The sequence below is a fragment of the Mesorhizobium sp. M0060 genome (genome assembly GCF_040323155.1).
Classification (GTDB): Bacteria; Pseudomonadota; Alphaproteobacteria; order Rhizobiales; family Rhizobiaceae; genus Mesorhizobium.
This window is the reverse complement of sequence record NZ_JAMYUP010000064.1, coordinates 14172-31358: the sequence shown is the minus strand read 5'-3', so window position 1 is coordinate 31358 and position 17187 is coordinate 14172. Positions and strand designations below refer to the sequence as shown.

At 56.3% G+C, this 17187-nt stretch carries 15 protein-coding genes and 1 pseudogene; 10 read left to right on the top strand and 6 right to left on the bottom strand.

Features of this window, described 5'->3' with window-relative positions:
- The first annotated feature begins 782 nt into the window (after nucleotides 1-782).
- The 3 genes from NKJ94_RS31715 (at nucleotide 783) to NKJ94_RS31705 (ending at nucleotide 2085) form a co-directional block, all read left to right on the top strand.
- Nucleotides 783-1010, top strand: coding sequence for a hypothetical protein (locus NKJ94_RS31715; RefSeq protein WP_352458909.1), 228 nt, complete (start codon nucleotides 783-785; stop codon nucleotides 1008-1010).
- A 354-nt stretch (nucleotides 1011-1364) separates the two neighbouring features.
- Nucleotides 1365-1613 carry a DUF982 domain-containing protein gene (locus tag NKJ94_RS31710; RefSeq protein WP_352531006.1) on the top strand — a complete coding sequence of 83 codons (249 nt, stop codon included), beginning with the start codon at nucleotides 1365-1367 and terminating at the stop codon, nucleotides 1611-1613.
- A 226-nt stretch (nucleotides 1614-1839) separates the two neighbouring features.
- Nucleotides 1840-2085, top strand: a complete 246-nt coding sequence (locus NKJ94_RS31705; RefSeq protein WP_352531004.1) for a DUF982 domain-containing protein — start codon at nucleotides 1840-1842, stop codon at nucleotides 2083-2085.
- A 422-nt stretch (nucleotides 2086-2507) separates the two neighbouring features.
- Here the strand turns inward: NKJ94_RS31705 and NKJ94_RS31700 are convergent.
- Nucleotides 2508-2621, bottom strand: a pseudogene (locus NKJ94_RS31700) (Hachiman antiphage defense system protein HamA); the annotation flags it as partial.
- 611 nt (nucleotides 2622-3232) lie between these two features.
- Between NKJ94_RS31700 and NKJ94_RS31695 the strand changes: the two are divergent.
- The 4 genes from NKJ94_RS31695 to NKJ94_RS31680 all read left to right on the top strand — a co-directional run bounded on the left by NKJ94_RS31695 (nucleotide 3233) and on the right by NKJ94_RS31680 (nucleotide 9665).
- Nucleotides 3233-4441: a T6SS phospholipase effector Tle1-like catalytic domain-containing protein gene (locus tag NKJ94_RS31695; protein ID WP_352531003.1), complete on the top strand. Its 1209-nt coding sequence runs from the start codon at nucleotides 3233-3235 to the stop codon at nucleotides 4439-4441.
- A gap of 70 nt (nucleotides 4442-4511) precedes the next feature.
- Entirely contained in the window at nucleotides 4512-6446 is a 1935-nt protein-coding gene (locus tag NKJ94_RS31690; RefSeq protein WP_352531001.1) for a gluzincin family metallopeptidase, read from the top strand.
- On the top strand, nucleotides 6428-7765 hold the full coding sequence (locus tag NKJ94_RS31685) for a ComEC/Rec2 family competence protein (protein ID WP_352530999.1): 1338 nt from the start codon (nucleotides 6428-6430) through the stop codon (nucleotides 7763-7765). Before NKJ94_RS31690 ends, NKJ94_RS31685 begins: the two co-directional genes overlap by 19 nt.
- A gap of 238 nt (nucleotides 7766-8003) precedes the next feature.
- On the top strand, nucleotides 8004-9665 hold the full coding sequence (locus tag NKJ94_RS31680) for a DUF6119 family protein (RefSeq protein ID WP_352530997.1): 1662 nt from the start codon (nucleotides 8004-8006) through the stop codon (nucleotides 9663-9665).
- A gap of 66 nt (nucleotides 9666-9731) precedes the next feature.
- On the opposite strand, the gene NKJ94_RS31675 is transcribed toward NKJ94_RS31680, so the two are convergent.
- The 4 genes from NKJ94_RS31675 to NKJ94_RS31665 all read right to left on the bottom strand — a co-directional run bounded on the left by NKJ94_RS31675 (nucleotide 9732) and on the right by NKJ94_RS31665 (nucleotide 11983).
- Nucleotides 9732-10220, bottom strand: coding sequence for a hypothetical protein (locus NKJ94_RS31675; protein ID WP_352530995.1), 489 nt, complete (start codon nucleotides 10218-10220; stop codon nucleotides 9732-9734).
- 305 nt (nucleotides 10221-10525) lie between these two features.
- Nucleotides 10526-10978: a nucleotidyl transferase AbiEii/AbiGii toxin family protein gene (locus NKJ94_RS37660; protein WP_502897031.1), complete on the bottom strand. Its 453-nt coding sequence runs from the start codon at nucleotides 10976-10978 to the stop codon at nucleotides 10526-10528.
- Between the two features lie 257 nt (nucleotides 10979-11235).
- Nucleotides 11236-11457 carry a hypothetical protein gene (locus NKJ94_RS37655; RefSeq protein WP_502898287.1) on the bottom strand — a complete coding sequence of 74 codons (222 nt, stop codon included), beginning with the start codon at nucleotides 11455-11457 and terminating at the stop codon, nucleotides 11236-11238.
- Nucleotides 11450-11983, bottom strand: a complete 534-nt coding sequence (locus NKJ94_RS31665; RefSeq protein ID WP_352531012.1) for a DUF6088 family protein — start codon at nucleotides 11981-11983, stop codon at nucleotides 11450-11452. The genes NKJ94_RS37655 and NKJ94_RS31665 overlap by 8 nt, the downstream gene beginning before the upstream one ends.
- Before the next feature lie 359 nt (nucleotides 11984-12342).
- On the opposite strand from NKJ94_RS31665, the gene NKJ94_RS31660 reads away from it, so the two are divergent.
- From NKJ94_RS31660 to NKJ94_RS31650, 3 genes are all read left to right on the top strand, one after another.
- Nucleotides 12343-12507: a hypothetical protein gene (locus tag NKJ94_RS31660; protein WP_352530993.1), complete on the top strand. Its 165-nt coding sequence runs from the start codon at nucleotides 12343-12345 to the stop codon at nucleotides 12505-12507.
- Between the two features lie 377 nt (nucleotides 12508-12884).
- Nucleotides 12885-13667 carry a metallophosphoesterase gene (locus NKJ94_RS31655; RefSeq protein WP_352530991.1) on the top strand — a complete coding sequence of 261 codons (783 nt, stop codon included), beginning with the start codon at nucleotides 12885-12887 and terminating at the stop codon, nucleotides 13665-13667.
- A gap of 1330 nt (nucleotides 13668-14997) precedes the next feature.
- Nucleotides 14998-16215 carry a D-arabinono-1,4-lactone oxidase gene (locus tag NKJ94_RS31650; RefSeq protein WP_352530989.1) on the top strand — a complete coding sequence of 406 codons (1218 nt, stop codon included), beginning with the start codon at nucleotides 14998-15000 and terminating at the stop codon, nucleotides 16213-16215.
- Here the strand turns inward: NKJ94_RS31650 and NKJ94_RS31645 are convergent.
- On the bottom strand, nucleotides 16212-17039 hold the full coding sequence (locus tag NKJ94_RS31645; RefSeq protein ID WP_352530987.1) for a MurR/RpiR family transcriptional regulator: 828 nt from the start codon (nucleotides 17037-17039) through the stop codon (nucleotides 16212-16214). The genes NKJ94_RS31650 and NKJ94_RS31645 overlap by 4 nt on opposite strands.
- Between the last annotated feature and the right edge of the window lie 148 nt (nucleotides 17040-17187).

Below are 17187 nucleotides of genomic sequence, written 5' to 3'. Positions count from 1 at the left end.
CACTGAAGAAATGCTGGCCGAAAATCTCGCGCTGTGCAGCAGGATACGAACTGCGGTCGAGGCCGCAGACCGCTTGGTGAAGATCGATCCCCCCAGCTTTGAACGACGTCGCGCGGGTTGAACTGGGCCGGCGTTTCATTCGTCGCGGCCTTGCGGCACTCTGCCGCAAGAGCCTGCCTGTAGGCATCACAGCGTGAGCAAACATTGGACAGAAGCATTCCAACGTTCACGATGTGCAACACCGACGCTAGATCGATACGAATCTTCAGTTCAAAGAGCGAGGATTAATGCTGCGGCAAACGAAGGGGGCACGGGGGGTCTTCGCGCGAGCCAGTTATCCGATCTCCCGCTCAGAAATTTGTAATAAATATTCCGACCTCCTGATGGAACCCATTCGTTGCGGGCGAGTTGCGGCTGACGGACTTCCCGAACATGACAACGAGCAACAAAGCAGACCATCAGTCTGTCTCCGAAGCGTTTCGGAAACTGATCCGTTCCGAAGGCTATCGTCATCACGTACAAACATTCTTAAATCTGGAGGTCGAACCAGAACTGCCGCCAACCCTACAGTCATTACTTGCGGCTATTGATCGGGCCAAACAGGGCCCGACGGAAGAAGGTCCCTAGCCGCTGGCTGAGCGTCAGGTCAAAGAATATAGAAGCTCGCTTCGTGGCTTGTCCCCCTGATTCCCACTCAGAAGTTATCAAACATTCTGCTTGATTTTTCTCGACAGAGGATCATGAATGTTCCCTTGGGTTCTCGCTGAGGTGGGAGGCCTTGTATGAACGTTTGGACGAACTGCCGACCCGACAAAGTGACTGCCAAACACCTTGTTCACGAGCTGATCCTACAAGCCCGTCGCGGCCAAATCATCTCCGTCAAAGAGACTATCGCAGCGGTGCGCCGAGACGGGCCACATCTGGCGGAAACTGACTGCGAGCTGGTGGAGCTTATTGTCAATGTTGCCCCAGCCTTTGGCCTGTTCGTCGGGTTCGATCTTCGCGAATAACCGCCTCCTCAACAGGGCGGACCGTGGCGACACGGTCTCGATCAAAGCTGCACTACGCGAAGCTCGGGAGGCTGCGCCTTGCTTGGTGGCCTCTGACGAAGAACTAACCGAGGCGATCGTCGAGGCAGCAACTGCCATGCCTCTGCGTGGCTTTCGACTGTCGCGAGTAGCTGTCAGCCAACTTCAGTCACTGTGGCATCGCAACGGAAGCGCGCCGTCCTGCGCCATTTTCAATAGCTAGAGGAGTAATCCGCAATTACCTTCGCAACCTGCTCACTCTGCCTGTAGAACGGGAACTGGGCTGAGCAAAAGTATTTGCTGGAGGAACTTAATCGGGCCGACAAAGAGTGACGCATGGCTCTCCACTGGTTCAACCCTCCGGTCCCCGTCAAGACCGAGCGTCCCGGGATCATCCGCAACGTCAACAACGCCGAGACAGCCGGCGAGGAGCTGATGAAATGGACCAAGCGTGGCCCTTGCTGGGACCTCGCGGTGCGCGTTTGCATGGCCGTGATTTTCGACGAGATGGAAGCTGAGGAGGCCCGTAAGGCATTCCTGGCTGCTGCAAAAGAGGAGGGGACACTAGTCCCCAATGACAATTAGCTAAATTGGATTGCGGTATAAGGTTCTATGTGTCTCTGACCAACACCGCCTTCGCGAAAGGAGCCCGCCGCCGGTGAGGGAGAGACGACGGACCCCCCCACAGCGGCTGCACATCCACGAAGATCGACCGCTGCAAGCTCTAAACCCGGGAGGGCCCACATCGTTCCCTTAGCTGCGGCTAAAGCGCGGTTGGTCGGCGGGCTCTTGCCGCTCTAAGTTCCCCCTTATGGGTCCTCTCTGGTTCTCTCCACCGGTCTACGTGAAGACGAAACGTCCGGGCATTCGCAATGGGGTCAGCCACGTCGAGGGAGCCGCCGAGGAACTCATGGCGTGGGACACAAAGGGCCCGAAGTGGACCAAGGCGGTCCAGTCCTGCGTGGATGCGTTCGAGGGCAAATCCTCCCCCCAAGAGGTCCGTGAAGCCTTCGAGGCGGCTGCCAAGGAGGCCAAGATGTATCTCTCCCCTGAGTAGGAGGTATCATGGCAACCCATTGGTTCGTCCCTCCGGTGTTCGTGAAGACCGAAAGCGGCGTCAGGCATGGCTGCAACAATGCGAGGGCAGCCCTTGAGCAGCTCAAGACGTGGACCCGGAGAGGACCTCGCTGGCACAAGGCAGTGACCCTCTGCCTGTCAGATCTGGAGGGCGATCCGATTGACCCCCACATAATACGAAAGGCCTTTGAGGCTGCCGAGGTTTGCCGACGATGTCGAAGAAATCGAGCGCCGCTTCCCGGGCCGCGCCCTCCAGAGAGTCCAAATGCCCAAGGTCCGATATCAACTCATATTCGCGAAGGTACTGTTTCCGGTTGGCGAGAAATCCCGCGGCGGATTTGGCATAGTCCTTAAGGCCGGCGTTCGCGCTCCCTGCGAGCTTCGATTCCAGGAAAAAGATTGTCAGGCATCGCCTTCAAAAGTGGCGTGGATCCCGTCTAGGCCGTGGACTGGCATGTTGGCGGAGGTTTTAAGCGCCATCTTTGCCGCGACCTGTGCCGCTGAAAGATGGTGCTGAACGACGCAATGGCGAGCACCTCGCCTAGTTCGCTAGCGCGCGACGGGCTGGTGGCATTGAAGGTGATGAAGACCTCCCGGACAGCCTGATGCACCCGGGCGATCAGTGTGAAATCCTTCTCGATCGCCGCCGTGTACTCAAGCCGCCCCTTTCGCGGCAGGCGTAGTACATGCACTGGCCCCACAGAAACTCCGCTAGGGCATCGATCTGCGGTTCGTCCTCCTTGAAACGCACATGGAGTAGTGCGGTCCGTGGCCCGTCGTCTTCGCATGGCGCGTCGTGCGCGACGGCGCAGGCGACGTGCGCGCCTAGCTTCGACGGATTGAGGAGGCTAGAAATCGCCTTTTGGATGTCCATGCCGGTGTTGCTGTCCACGAAATAACTTACACTCAGTGATTCGGATTACAGAATCCTAGAGGAGCGCAACAATTGTCGCACTTCAATTCGCGGTATGCTTCCGACCTGCGGCCCGTATCCGCAGGAAACGCGAACCTAAAACGGAGATTTAGACTGCTTCGGGGAAGGTCCGACCGAAAAACCGTGCTAGACGATACAGGTTCAAAATCGTCCAGTTTAGTCTAGATGCATCAGTGGGGGAGCGTAAAACAAGGTGGGGAAAAACATCGTTGTCTGCTGCGACGGTACGGGAAATCAGATCGAGCGCAATCTTTCGAACGTTTTGAAGCTGTTCCGCATCCTGAAGAAGAGCGAGGAACAGCGCGTCTACTACGACGCTGGCATAGGCACGATCGGGGCCAGCGACGCCTGGACCCGCTGGCGACAAAACACCAAATCTGTGTTTGAGCTTGCGACCGGGTATGGGCTCGATGCTGAAATCGCCAGTGCCTACGCATTCATCTGCCGACACTACGCAGAAGGGGACGCAATTTTCCTCTTTGGCTTCAGCCGAGGAGCCTACACAGCTCGAGCTGTTGCGGGCTTGATCCACATGATCGGCCTGCTGCAACCGGATCAGCTCAACATCGTCCAGTATGCCGTGAGCTCTTACAAGCAAGCCAGCGATGAGCACGATCTCAGCGTTGCCTGGCACTTTTCTAAGGTCTCAGGAGCCCGAGACGCTCGCATCAAATTTCTTGGTGTATGGGACACGGTGGCGTCGGTCATCGTGCCGCGACGAGACCGACTTCTGCCACAGCTTCTGACACTGCCGCATACAAGGACCAATCCGAGTGTCGAGGTCTTTCGCCATGCGATTGCGATCGATGAGCATCGTCGCATGTTCCGCCTGAACCGGTGGGTCGAGCCGCAGCCGTTCGTCGAAAATCCTTTCGACAAAACTGCGCCGGCAAACCAGCAAGATATCAGGCAAGTCTGGTTCGCCGGATGTCATTCGGATGTCGGTAGTGGCTATCCTGAAGAGGACAGCGCTATCTCTAAATTTCCGCTCGACTGGATGATTGATGAAGCCACGGCATTTGGATTGCAGATCAATTCTCGGATGCGGGAGCGCCTCGTCTTCGGAACAGGAGAGGGTGAGGGGAAGATGAACTTCGTCAGCCCCAATCCACTTGGGACCGTGCACGATTCAATGACCTGGGGCTGGAAGCCGCTCGAGTGGATTCCAAAATCGGCCAAATGGCGTGAATGGAAGCGAAAATCGGCGCTCGGTTTCTATCTTCCGCAGGCCGAGCCTCGCACGATCGAGCGACTGGAGCCGCGGCCGTTTGTTCATCAGTCGGTTCTGGATCGGAAGGCGGCCATCTCGGCATATAAGCCTGAGAATTTTCCAACGGCATTCGATGTTGAGCCTTATGGTGACCTCATGAAAGATCGGTTGGCTAAAGAAGCCGGCAGCTAGCGCAGGCAGCCGTGATATCTTCAAGTTCACAATTGCAGGGCCGATTCGCAGTCATTCGAGGGGGATGCAGATGGCGAAAAAGAGCAGTCCCGTTAAGAAGGGCGAAAAGGCTGTAGCGGTGAGCCTTTCGCCTGCTGAGACGCGAGATGTCTATGCCTCCCGGCGGTTTCTGGATGGGGCGACGCAAAAGAAGCTCGGCCTCAAGGTTCGCTTCGACACATATTACAAGGATCCCCTTGTCGCGAAGCAGAATCCCGGCCTGGAAATCGATGACGATTTTTATGTGCCTTGGGAGCCGCGCATTGGCGATGGCCCGACAAGCGCGAGGTTCGCTATTGTTGATTACGACAGCACCACAAATACGCTGGAAGAACCGGCGAAATGGAGCGTCGGCGAGAAGGTTTTTCTCGATCCTAAGGGCTGCAAGGTCGATAAAGTTCTGAAAGAAACCGCTCACTTCCGCCAGGTCAGCACCTGGGCAATTTTGCAAAGCACACTTGATTTCTTCGAGAGCCCAAGCGGGCTCGGCCGGCGCATATCCTGGGCGTTCGAAGGCAATCGGCTTCTGGTCACGCCGAATGCCGGTTACGGTGCAAACGCCTACTACGACCGAGAGAGCAAATCACTGCAGTTCTACTATTTTGACGATGACAGCGGTCAGCGCATTCACACCTGCTTGTCCAGCGATATCGTCAATCACGAGTTTGGTCATGCACTGCTGGATGGCATTCGGCCTTATCTTCTGGAAGCGGTCTCGCCGCAGACGGGTGCCTTTCACGAATTCCTTGGTGACCTGACCGCAATCTTGATGACGTTGCGGAACAATTCATTCCGCAAGGAGCTTGCGGTCCGGACCAAGGGCCACTTGAAGACGAAATCCGGCGACGAACTCATCGCATCGGTCGCCACTGAGTTCGGCAACGCCGTGTCAGGACAACCATACCTTCGTAGCGCGGCCAATGATCATTTGCTGGGCAAATACAAGGATGAGATCGAACCTCACGTGCTCTCGGAGGTGATGACCGGAGCCATGTTCGACATCTTCGTTGCGTTGACCGAGCAATATCTCAAGCGAGAGCGCAGCGACGGGGAGACACACACACCGGCTCAATCGTTACAGTATGCCGTCGCTCAGATGCAGATAATTGCTATCCAGGCGCTCGATCTTTTGCCGCCAGTCGAGGTTACGTTCAACGACTATGCGCGGGCTGTCTTACGCAACCTCGCGATCGCAAATCCAACCGACCCCAACAACTATCGCGAGATGATCGCCGATATTTTCGTCCACCGCGAGATCATGACCGCAGAGGAGAGGACCGACTTGCTGGTGCGCGCGCCCTTGTACGATCGGATGCCAGGAACAATTACGCACGACCCGGAGCTCATCGGGAGTTCGCGTGCCGCTGCCTATCGTTATCTCGATGACAACCGCGACAAGCTCTCCATTCCCGACCATATCGACATCATCGTCGATGAGGTCTTCACCTCCGAGAAAATGGTCGGCCCGGGCCTCTTCCAGCCCAAACAGATCATCCTCCAATATTTGTGGCGCGAGGATTTGGCGTTGGTGGGCACGCAGTTTGGCTCCTTTAATGGCAAGACGACCAGTCTCCTCTGTGGCGGGACGATGGTCTTCGACGTAAATGGCAGCCTGCTTTATTGGGCGCGCAAGCCAGGCAGCGAACCCTTTGCCACCGCAAGCGTGGCTATGGAGAAGGTAAAAGCAGGGAAAAAGCTCTTTGGTACCGAGCAGGCAGCCTTAGCTGAACTAGAGGCTGGCAAGCAGCGCAAGCAGGAGTATCTCGACGCGCTGGTCAGGCGCATCCACGAGGGGATGGTTGGTGAGGAACTCGCCGGCCCCGAAGGTCTCGTTGGAAGCCTTACACCGCCGCTGATCGCGCGCGAAGTTGACGGCTCAGTTCGGTTTGAACTCTCGCCGCACTTTCATGTTTACGATGACGATGATTCCAGCCTGGGAGCGCTTAGATGGCAAATGAGCTCCTGATCCGCCTCTACGATGTCGGTCTGGGCGACTGCATTTATGTCCGCATCCCCGGCAAGACCGACAAAAAGGAAGACGCCTTCCATATGCTGATCGACTGCGGCACCTGGAGCGAAGAGAAGTATCTTGCCGCGGCGATGAAACAGCTCGAGAGCGAGTTGCCAGACGCACAGGACGGAAAAAAGCGGCTCGATCTTGTCGTTGTCACGCATGAACACAAGGATCACATAGCGGGCTTCGATCCCAAGCTATTCGGTAACATGAAGGTCGGCGCGGTTTGGATGAATTGCGCAATGGATCCCAAACATCCGCAGGCGGGAAAGACCCGCAAGATTAGAGGGGTCGCTGAGCAGGCCATGCGGGGGCTTGCAGCACTTGGCCCCAGTCTCAGCCCTCGCGCAAGCGAGCTCTTGTCAGTTTTCCAGATCGACAACAAAGGCGCCATGCAGACCTTGCGCAAGACGCTGCTCGATGGCGGGGAGCCGACCTATGTCCACGCCGGCGAAACCAATGAAACGCATGGCATTGAACTCCATAAGACGAAAATCAACATCCTTGGCCCGGAGGCTGATTTCGATCGTTTCTATCTCGGCGCGACCGCTCAGCGAACATTAAAGGGCGTGCTGGGAGCGGCCGCATTCGACGCGGAAAAAGAGTTCGATGTCACAGAAGAAGCGCAAGAGCCACCTTTGCCACGCAATATCAGCCCAGCCTCTTTTCGTGCCCTTCGCGCCCGCATGCAGTCGAACGCACTGGCATTCGCGGAACTGGATGGCACGCTGAAAAACAACTCCAGCATTGTGTTGCTGATCGAATGGAACAAGAAGCGCTTGCTGTTTGTCGGCGACGCCGAATGGCATGGCGACTTCAAAGAGAGCAAGATGAACGGCTCGTGGAATGTGATGTGGAACGAGCGCCAAGATCTGCTCGGCAAAGCGGTCGATTTCCTCAAGATAGGCCATCATGGTAGTGAAAACAGCACACCTTGGGACATGGGCAAAGGAAAGCCCAGCGAAGCGACTGCGATCCTGGATTCAATCCTGCCGGTACCGGCGGCCGGCCAGCACTCGAAAGCAATAGCGGTTGTGTCGACCGAACGTGGGAAATATCGCACGATTCCGCGCGGGCTGCTGATGACGGAAATCGCGCGGCGCGTTGGCGATACGCGGATTTACAAGCCTGATCTCAAAAATTTCAAACCGAAGGACCCAGTTGACTTTGACACATATGAACGGGAATGGCTCGATAAAGCCCAGCCCCTACGCACCGACTTCGAACGAATTAGGGAGGGAAAGGGCTTTATTGATGTGGCCTTCAGCTGAATGCAACTCCAGCATCTCAGTGGGGTAAGTCACACAGCAAAACGCATGTTTGAGGCGACGATGGACATGAGGAAGGTCGATGTTGCCGCAATCGAGGCAGTTAGCGCGACTGACGGTCCCCGGTGAGCAGCCCAGCGAAAGCCACGAGGCCAAAGCCACGCGGATATTCAATAATCAGTAGCGCACGCTGTTTGTATTTTGCCTCCCATCCCCTTACCATTACAGTTTGGGGGGATGCATGTCCAAGAGTCGATCTTTTTCAATCTATCTGCTCAAGCCGGGGTTCGACCAAGCAAATGCGCTTGTCGACGACCATCCGCTGGATGCAGAGGTCCAAGCTGGCTTCCTGCCCGAGGGGGCCACACTTTTCGTGCTCGACAGTGACCCGCGGCCACCTTGGTGGAGGGGCTATTTCGGCGTCCAGAAGAATCTCGACCAAGTTAGCAAGGGTGCACTCGTTTTTCTTCCGATTGGCGGCAGGTGCTTCGCGCTATCGTTCGGACATGTAGCACACAATCTCAGGGATACGAGCTACGAGTATGACTTCGGCCTGCGTGTCACGCTCAACAGCCTCGATCCGAAAAAGCTGAAAAGCACGGACACGCTCGAGCCGAGCGCGGCAAAGCGCCAGCGTACGCAGCTGCCGATCGAGTCAGAGCTGACACTTTTCGACTTCGATCGCGACAGCACCATCCTGCGGAGCCTTACCGGCAAAGTGCGAGACGAACACAAGGAACTATTTCGCCATGCTACCGGTGCCAGCAATCTGCGCATCAGCACCGACACTCTCGCTGAGGGTCTTGCTCAGCTCTGCGAGAAGCTGCTGGAGCTATACGGCGCCGAGCAGTTCAAAGTATCATTTCCAGGTATACAGAACATCGTGCCAGTGAAGGATCCGGCAACACTCGTTGCTCTGAACGAACAGTTGTTGGCGGCTCTACATGCCAAGGACCCGGACCTAAACCTCACGGTCCCGGAGATTATAAACTACAGCGACAACGTGTTCGTCGCCTTCTCTGGCACTGGCCCCAGCCTCATATATGACGACGTGTATATCGGGCGCTACTATGACTACCTCGCCAGCAGGAGTTTCGAACTGGCCGACGTGGGTCTTAATGACCTGTCTCACCACAGCCTCGTCCTCACGGATGAGGACGGGGCCTCGCGAGACAGGTACAGCATTCTCAAGAGCCTTGTGTTCGATACAACGCTCGCGATTGCGGGTGGCTCAACGTTCCACTTCTCGGAAGGACAATGGTACCGCGTCGACAACAATTACATTACCCGCCTCACCACCTATCTCGATCCGCTCTACATCGCCGCAAATCTTCCCGCCTATACGCAGTCGAGCGAAGGTGCGTACAATCTGGCCGTTGCCCAGGCCCAGGCCGGAATTGCGTGCCTCGACAAAACGAACATCGCTCCTGAAGGCCAGACGCAGGTGGAACCATGCGACCTGCTGGCAGTCCAGAACGGAAGTGCGGTATTCTATCATGTTAAGATTTCGACGCTCTCGGCTCAGCTCAGCCACCTTTTCAATCAAGGGATCAACGCGATTGAGCTTCTTCGGCTGGATACCGAAGCGGTCGCAAGGTTGGCGGTGCTCCTTACGGCAGCGCTGGATGCCGAGGGGTCAGAAAACGCAATGGCTCTCCTAGCCGATGGCAAGTGCCATATTCAGTTTGTCATTGTTACCCGAAAGGACCCGGCAAACCGGTCGCTCAATCTGCCTCTCTTTTCCCGCATCAGCATGATGAGAACTATGAAGGCTCTTCATGTGCGGGGCATAGAGCGCAGCTACACCTTCGTATCCGACAACTCGGCCGACGCGGAAGGAATGAAAAAGAAGCGTAAGAAAAAGGCCGCAGCGAATGCGGAAGCTGTTGTAGAACCCGCATAAGTCCAGCATCTGGTAGGCTAGGAAGTTTCAGCGGAAATAGGCTGCTGCCCGACGCGGGATGCTAGTCTATCGGCCGTCTCGCTGCGCCATCTCGAGGGCCTCGCCGACACTGTGCGCCTCGTTGCGATATGGTTTCGTCCTTCTAGCGATATCGTCGAAATCCCGGCGTTCCTGCGACTGACGGGTGGGACGGTCACTCCAGCGTGCCACGATCTCATCGAGGTCAGCAAAAGATAACTCGCTGCGCCGCTTCCTATCCCAGCGCAGTTTGCCCTTCTCATCTCGGTACGGTACTGAAATACGTTTGCCGAGGCGATAGTGGCCAAACATGTCAGGGCCGGTGCTGGCCGCGCTATTTTTAGCGCGACAGTTGTTTCGAACCAGCGCCCTGAGACCCAGGTCGTTGATGTGATCCTGAACATTCGCAATGCGCTCGGGGTACCGGGTTACAATCGTGCTAATAGTCTTGTCGACCGAGAACCGTCCCTCGCGTGACGATTCCTCAATCAACTCTTCAAGGAAGGAATGAAATTCTTTTAACTCCAAATTGCTCATTCGTCTGCTCCGCCAGCTTTGGGTAACTGATATGCGTGATGATTTCGGAACAAGTCAAGAACGGATGACGCTTGTCTACAGCTCAGAATGGGGAATGAATCGAGCGCATACTAGCCCTTTAACATTCACACTGGAAAACAGGCCTAAGACGGGATGGAACGCTTGGAATAGATTCGCTCGGTAGCGGAATGCGACATTACTATTCGGAGGAATTTAGGGAGCCGAGGCTAGGGCGTTGATTTCGCCCTCCAGCATTTGAATCCGGGCAAGGATTTCGTCGAATGCTAATGGCTTCTCGTCGAACATCATCGGAGACATGTCGCGATAGAAGCGCGGAGGTCTCTCTGCCTGGCCTCAGAGGGCATCAGTCGTAACGTGCCGGGCCGGGCGGTATCGTAGTTAGCCCACCCCGAGCGGAAAAATACTGCTTTGTGCCTCGCCACCTGCTCGAGGAGGTCGAAGTTGGTCGCTGCGGCCTTCCCATCCGCAGTTTCTAGGAGCATCGCGATATCATAGTAGTGCCGCGAGAAGTATTGCGGAGTCGGAATTTCATCCGGCCGGTGTGCCTCCGCATGAAGTGCAGTGGCCTTTTCCCAGAATGTGCGTCGTGCCGACAGCACGGTTACGGTGCAGTCTGGATCGTCGAAGAAATCCGGAAAGTCGTCGGCCGCATATGGGCGAATGGTCCGCTGTTCGGTCGGCCATGGATCGCCTCGGGCGCCGAATTCTAGCTTCACCCGAGGTGTGATGTAAGTCATGCCTGCGTACTCTCCCGCCGACAGGGCAGTCGGGCAGTGAAAGTTAACGGTCTGGGGGTCGTTACCGTCGATTCCCAGTGACCATCCACCATCATCTGGAATGCCGAGGTGCGAGGGCGATGGCGTCTTGAAGTGGCGGCAAAACTGAATCCGCGATGTACCTTTCGGTATCGGCTACGAGGGCATCGATGAGTTTGCCCGCAGCTTTTCGACTAAGGCCTTCTTTCTCGGGATCGCGCTCACCAGTGGAACCAAGGTCAGTCCGATCGAAGGAGAGGTGTAAAGGCTTTCGACAGCGACGTCCCGCCTTTGAACACGAGGGCGGGTGCGTTTTCTTTTTGTAACTCGACGAGCCACTTCAGCGTCCAGCAGACCCAGAAGTCTTTCTCGATGATGGTGTTGTCGACGCCACGCGCCGCGCCTGCCTGGCCGAACAGCGCGGAGCGATCGGAGCGGTTTGAAACAGCAACCTTATCCATCAGCCGGCCCGGACGCGCCTAGAGCGATAGACATAAGCGTTGGCCTCATCCAAGCTGGGGCTTGTACGGCACTATTAGGAAGCACCTTCTTGTCGCCGGCAGATAGACTGCGGGCAGCCACATGAGCGATATCGATGGCGCGGGAGGGACCAAGATGCCGCAGGGCCTGGACAATGGTCCCGACTGGGCTACCCGGCGCGATCAGATGCTTCGGGGAAGCGTGACGCAAATCGACGGTTCGCTTGTCAAGCACAACACGCCTGGATGGGCCGTCGGTGAGATAAATGCTCTTGGCTGCCACCTGCGTGGATAGGCCAAGGGCATTTGCTGCCCGGGCTCCAGTGATCTGTGCCTGCGATCCAGTCTCACCGGCGAGTGCTTGAGCTACGTCGTCTGGCGCCGGTGATAGCGGACCAAGCTTTGCGTGCACTTTGGGGAAATCGTAAAGGCCGCGGGCCAGGCGTCGGAGCTTGCCGCCTTGGACCCTACGCGACAAAGCCTGATCGACTGCCGCACGGCCAGCAATGTCGAGAAAATCACTGGGCGTGAAAACACTGCCGCGGCCGCTGGCGTGCGCGCTTCATAATCTGATCTGACGCTGATGGTGCCCTCGCTTTCATACTCTATTTTTCTGACAATCAAGGGCCGTGTTTGGCGCCGTATGACGCTCGCGAGGGCAATGATGGAAAGCGTAGATCCGCTGGATTTAATAGAAAGCTGGGCAGCCCCGGAAGAGAGGCACGTTCAAAATTCATCTAGGCCGTGAAGGCCCGCGGGGCTTCGGCGCGGTCTAACCGGCCCCAAGCTCCAAGCCAGCGGCGGACTCACATCGAAGTGGGAGTGGCCCCTGACCATTTTCGGAGGGAACCGGTACGTAGCGCGATCGTGGATGCGCTGATTCAGCACAGGCGGGCGGCATCCTTGGAGCGGCTGCAGGCGGTCGTGGATGCCCGCAACAAGGCGTGCCTGGCCCTACTAGGCTTGCGCGGTTTCCCCGAGTTGGAGCCGACGCCGGGCCTCGTTGCGTTGGTGCAGGACGCCGGAAAGTAAAACCCGGCCGCTCGAATGGGGCCGGCTCCGCATGGAAACTTTTCGCCTGACACTCCATGAATCAAGGTGACCTAGCGGGAGGTCGAGGATTCTACCGGCCCGGCCGAAACGATTGCAAGCGGTACGCAGCCGTCCACTCTGAACGGGCGGAAATGGCACAAATTTTGAGGTGCCTGTGTAACGAAGCGACGAAGGCGGTCGCATAATGGGCCTCAAGGCAACATATTGCGGCGCCCGGTCCATGTCAGCGCCGCTGAAATCGTCGCTTTTGTGGCCGATAAATGGTCCCCATAACGAATGGTCATTTACTGGTCCAACCTAAGACCTGTTTCTTGCCCCATTTCCTTCCGGAGTCGGGCTTATGTAAGTGTGGAGCAATGCAAAAAATCATTCATATAACAGACCCCCATTTTGTCGCACCTGGCAAGATGCTTTACGGCATCGATCCGGCGCAGAGATTATGCGACACCTTGGACCACGTCTCGCGCGTACACGCAGATGCGAAACTCATCCTTATTACCGGCGACCTTGCTGACACGGGGGATCCGGCCGCCTATGTGCTCTTGCGCGAGATTTTGTCGGACGTCCGGCTCCCCGTCTATCTGACCATCGGCAACCATGACAACCGCACCGCGTTTCGAGGCGTCTTCGGCGGAGAAGGCTTCGTTCAGGCGGCTGTAGACCTGCACGAGTGGCTCCTCGTCTTGCTCGACTCGAAGGACGACATTAGTCCTGGCGGTTGTCTCGACGGTGGCCGGTTTGAATGGCTCCAAGAGCAGCTTGTCCGTGGCGCCGGCCGACCAGTCGTGGTTGCTATGCACCATTCACCATCGGACTTGCATGTGCCCTGCTTTAGGACATGCGACATGAAGGAGACCGAGCGGTTCTTTTCCATTGTTAAGAAAAACGCATCGGTCCGCCACATGCTCTTTGGTCATCGGCATGTCGCTGCAGCAGGCAGTCTGTCAGGAATCTCCTTCACTGCCAGCCGTGGCACGGCGCAGCATATCGTTCTGGACTGGGAACAATATGGCAAGCCCATATTCGTCGCGGCTGCACCCTCATACGACGTCATCATGTTGGACGGAACGGATGTCGTCGTCCATCGTCACGAGGGACTTGATTTGTTGCCCGTTATTCGTCCGGGTGACCCGAAATGAGTGTCGCATCCTCAATCACGACCTCCGATCGGCCTCGGCCTGGACTGATCATCTTCGATTTTGACGGGCACCCTTGCGGAGACGAAAATCATAGCATCCGAGGTGTTCGACAAAACTCGCCGCAGAAGGTGTCCCGGTACATCCGGAAGGAATCAGGCAACGCTCTCCGGAATTGAGCGAGACGATCAACAACCGCCTATACTAAGCGTCATGGCGTGTAAGCTGGCCGGAACACTTAATGGAAACAGTCGAGGTTGAGATCCAGCTGGCCCCTCGATGAGCCTGTTGGCGACACCTGCTCAATTGAACTGCTCCACTGGCTTACCATTCCCTTTGTGTCGTATCGAGTACATCAGTTTCGACTCATCCACCGCATGAGAGCCGCTGACATTTGGGGCTTGCAAGCCCACGGCTCTTCTCCTCCGATAACATCGGTGTCCGCAAGCCCCACCCTTCCGTGCTGCTGATAGCCGCGAAGTTATGGGCGTGTCTGCGAGCGAGCGCGTTCTCATTCAGGACGGCTTCATCGGCCTTAATGCCGCGCGAAATGCAAATATGCGCTAATGCGCGTTAGTGCGCGCGCGCCATCATCACAGTCAGCTGAGGAATGTTTGAGCCCAAGGCATCTTGGAGGAGCTTAGAGGCTTGCTTTGCCCAATGTTGAAGGTTTAGCAGCGGCGTGGACGAGTTCCGCCCGCACCTGTGGGGGTAACACCCTAGCATGAGGCACGGTGACGCACTGAAGCTACCTCCGGGAGCCACGGTATCCTGCATGCAATGAAAAGCGCGGGCAGGTCATCAAAGGATGAATCGTGATGTCTTAGAGTAAATCAAGTTCGACAACGAGCAAGCACATGACGCTTAAGCCCTATACGTGCGGTTGGCAGAACATCTGCTGAGGTTCGGTCCGGCACGACAGTGGATGTTTATTGCTCCCTTGGATACCTCCCTTCTGAGCTCGCATGCAGCCGAAATTCAACACTGGTCCATCGACTGCCGCTGCCTCCGCGCATAATGCGGGGCTCTAGTTTCCGAGCCTGAGTTCGGGAGCCATCAAGGCTTGAGATGAGCAGAGCCCGGCTCCGATGAGGCCTGGAAACCGTTCAAGACGGTTTTCGATTGGTGACGCATGAGAGTCGGATTTCCGCCTCGGTGCAATTCGATTAAGAATGAAAAAAATCGTCTTTTATATACAGCGCGATGATGATACCCATCACGCCCGTGCTCGTATCCGTCAAAGGACCCAGTAACACATACCAGGAGAACTCCATTGCCTTCTTCACAACCGGGATCGCCGACACTCGGCCCGAGCTTAATTTGGCGGAACTGGGTGAGCAATCAGGTTTGCAGGGTAAAGCATTTCGAGATGCCAAGCTCGGACGATGACGTCTGCAGTACGATAAAGGCAGCAGCCTTGAACAACCTGCGAATTCGCGTTGTTGGTACGGGGCACTCATATACGCCAATTGTCCCCACGGACGGCGTTCTGATCTCCGCGGAGCGCCTATCCGGGATCGAAAACATCGACCATGCCAACGGCCGGGTGACGCTTCGCGGCGGAACGCGGATTTGTGACGTCGGCTCTGAACTGCGCTCTGCAGGTTGGGCGTTGCCGAATCAAGGCGACATCGATCTGCAAACCATAAGCGGGGCCGTATCGACGGGTACGCATGGCAGTGGTGACAGTTTAAAATGCTTAGCGGGGCCGATAGTTGGAATGCGAATAGCTACTGGCGACGGATCAATCGTCAATATCGATGCTTCACAGGACGCGGATGCCCTCAACGCTGCAAAAGTCTCCATCGGAATGTTCGGCGTAGTACTTTCCGTCACGATGAAGCTTGTTCCCGCCTTTGATCTTCATGACAAAATATGGCGTGAGGATTTCGAAGAATGCATGGATCACCTGGATCAGCTATGCCAACAAAACCGGAGTCTCCGCGTTTTCTGGTGCCCGACCGAACACTCGGCCTCGTTATACAGCCTGCCCAACACGTTTGGCATGGGACGTACTCGCAGCAAATCCGATGTCTGCGAACTGAGGACGCTGAACGTCACGGCTCAATCGCCGGAGTCTGTCGAAGATCGGGTCGGCGAGAGAATAGGGCCGAGCTACCGGATATTTCCGGGTTCAATTCCGATGCCGAACCACAATGAATGCGAGTACGCGGTGGCTTACGGGGACGGTCCGTCGGTATTCCGCGAAATCCGCAAGTTGATAAAGACAAAGTACCCGTCGCAGATATTTCCGGTGGAGTATAGAACTGTAGCGGCTGACGACATTTGGCTGAGTCCATACTTTGAACGAAAGACTGCGATGATATCCGTGTCCGGCGCAGCAGGAGAAGATTACTGGGATTTCATTCGTGATTGCGAGACAATCTTTTCTTCCGCGAACGGTCGTCCGCACTGGGGCAAACTTCACAGTCTGGGGCGGCCGGAGATCGAAGGCTTGTACCCAAGGTACCGCGATTTTGTTTCCCAAAGGGCTCGCTTTGATCCGGACGGTCGTTTCCTGAACGACTACCTGCGCGAACGTTTCGGTTAAAAGCTTTTATCTATGGTAGCCTCTGCGGTTCGCTGCATAGCCGCCTGGAACTTGCTGCCATCTTTAACGATCATGTTGGCGAGGATGTCGATGATCAAATATTGTCCAGCGACCCGGGAGAACGCTCCTCGCATGATGGGGGTGTCCGTCGAGGATGCTGCCAGCACAGCGTCCGCCTTGGCAGCGATTGGACTGCGTATGTGACATGTGATTGCTATGGTGAACGCGCCAGCAGCCTTGGCTGCCATGAGTGAGTTGATGGTATCCTTGCTTGAGCCAGATTCCGAAATTGCCAGCGCCACGTGCTTGGGTCCGAGATTCACCGCGCTCATGACGGCGAGATGCGGGTCGTCCAGCACGCGCGACATCAGTCCAGATCTAATAAACAAGTAATGCGCATATCGGGCTACGTTCGCAGAGCCGCCCAAACCGTAGAGATCGATACTTTTCGCTCGTATGATATGTTTTACCGCCAATTCAAGGGCGGCCTGGTTCAACAGGTCCTTTGTCTGATTGAGTGCCGTGACGGCCATAGACAGCGTATCGTCGATGATGTCGCCGGACGGGCTGGCATGTCTGATTGTCTGGTTAGTTGACAGTTCGATTCCCAATGCCAGTTTGAAACGCTGAAAGCTCGAAAATTTGATGTCTCTGCAGAACCGCAAAACGCTCGCTTCGCTCGATCCAGATCCGTCAGCGACCTCCGTGATGGTCTGGTGCACGACCTTCGCGGGATCCTTGAGGACGTACTCACTGATGCGAAGGAGTGCCGGACTGAGGCTCGGCTGAGACGATCGCAATCGCGCTAAAATGTTTTCCTGCATTAAAAACGAATCCCGTGCATCACGAGGGTCCAGGTCCGCTGGCTATAGGAAATTTTCAGCAGAAAGCCAAGCAGTGAACAGCCTCTCGTAAGGGAGCCGCTACCGTCCGCTTACCTTTTCCGGACTGCCGACCGACCCCAATCACCGG

What these genes read in the sequence shown, in the direction of transcription:
- NKJ94_RS31715 (WP_352458909.1), top strand. Translation starts at nt 783, where the DNA reads ATGAACGTTTGGACGAACTGCCGACCCGACAAAGTGACTGCCAAACAC.
- NKJ94_RS31710 (WP_352531006.1), top strand. Translation starts at nt 1,365, where the DNA reads ATGGCTCTCCACTGGTTCAACCCTCCGGTCCCCGTCAAGACCGAGCGT.
- NKJ94_RS31705 (WP_352531004.1), top strand. Translation starts at nt 1,840, where the DNA reads ATGGGTCCTCTCTGGTTCTCTCCACCGGTCTACGTGAAGACGAAACGT.
- NKJ94_RS31690 (WP_352531001.1), top strand. Translation starts at nt 4,512, where the DNA reads ATGGCGAAAAAGAGCAGTCCCGTTAAGAAGGGCGAAAAGGCTGTAGCG.
- NKJ94_RS31685 (WP_352530999.1), top strand. Translation starts at nt 6,428, where the DNA reads ATGGCAAATGAGCTCCTGATCCGCCTCTACGATGTCGGTCTGGGCGAC.
- NKJ94_RS31680 (WP_352530997.1), top strand. Translation starts at nt 8,004, where the DNA reads ATGTCCAAGAGTCGATCTTTTTCAATCTATCTGCTCAAGCCGGGGTTC.
- NKJ94_RS31675 (WP_352530995.1), bottom strand. Translation starts at nt 10,220, where the DNA reads ATGAGCAATTTGGAGTTAAAAGAATTTCATTCCTTCCTTGAAGAGTTG.
- NKJ94_RS37660 (WP_502897031.1), bottom strand. Translation starts at nt 10,978, where the DNA reads ATGACTTACATCACACCTCGGGTGAAGCTAGAATTCGGCGCCCGAGGC.
- NKJ94_RS37655 (WP_502898287.1), bottom strand. Translation starts at nt 11,457, where the DNA reads ATGGATAAGGTTGCTGTTTCAAACCGCTCCGATCGCTCCGCGCTGTTC.
- NKJ94_RS31655 (WP_352530991.1), top strand. Translation starts at nt 12,885, where the DNA reads ATGCAAAAAATCATTCATATAACAGACCCCCATTTTGTCGCACCTGGC.
- NKJ94_RS31645 (WP_352530987.1), bottom strand. Translation starts at nt 17,039, where the DNA reads ATGCAGGAAAACATTTTAGCGCGATTGCGATCGTCTCAGCCGAGCCTC.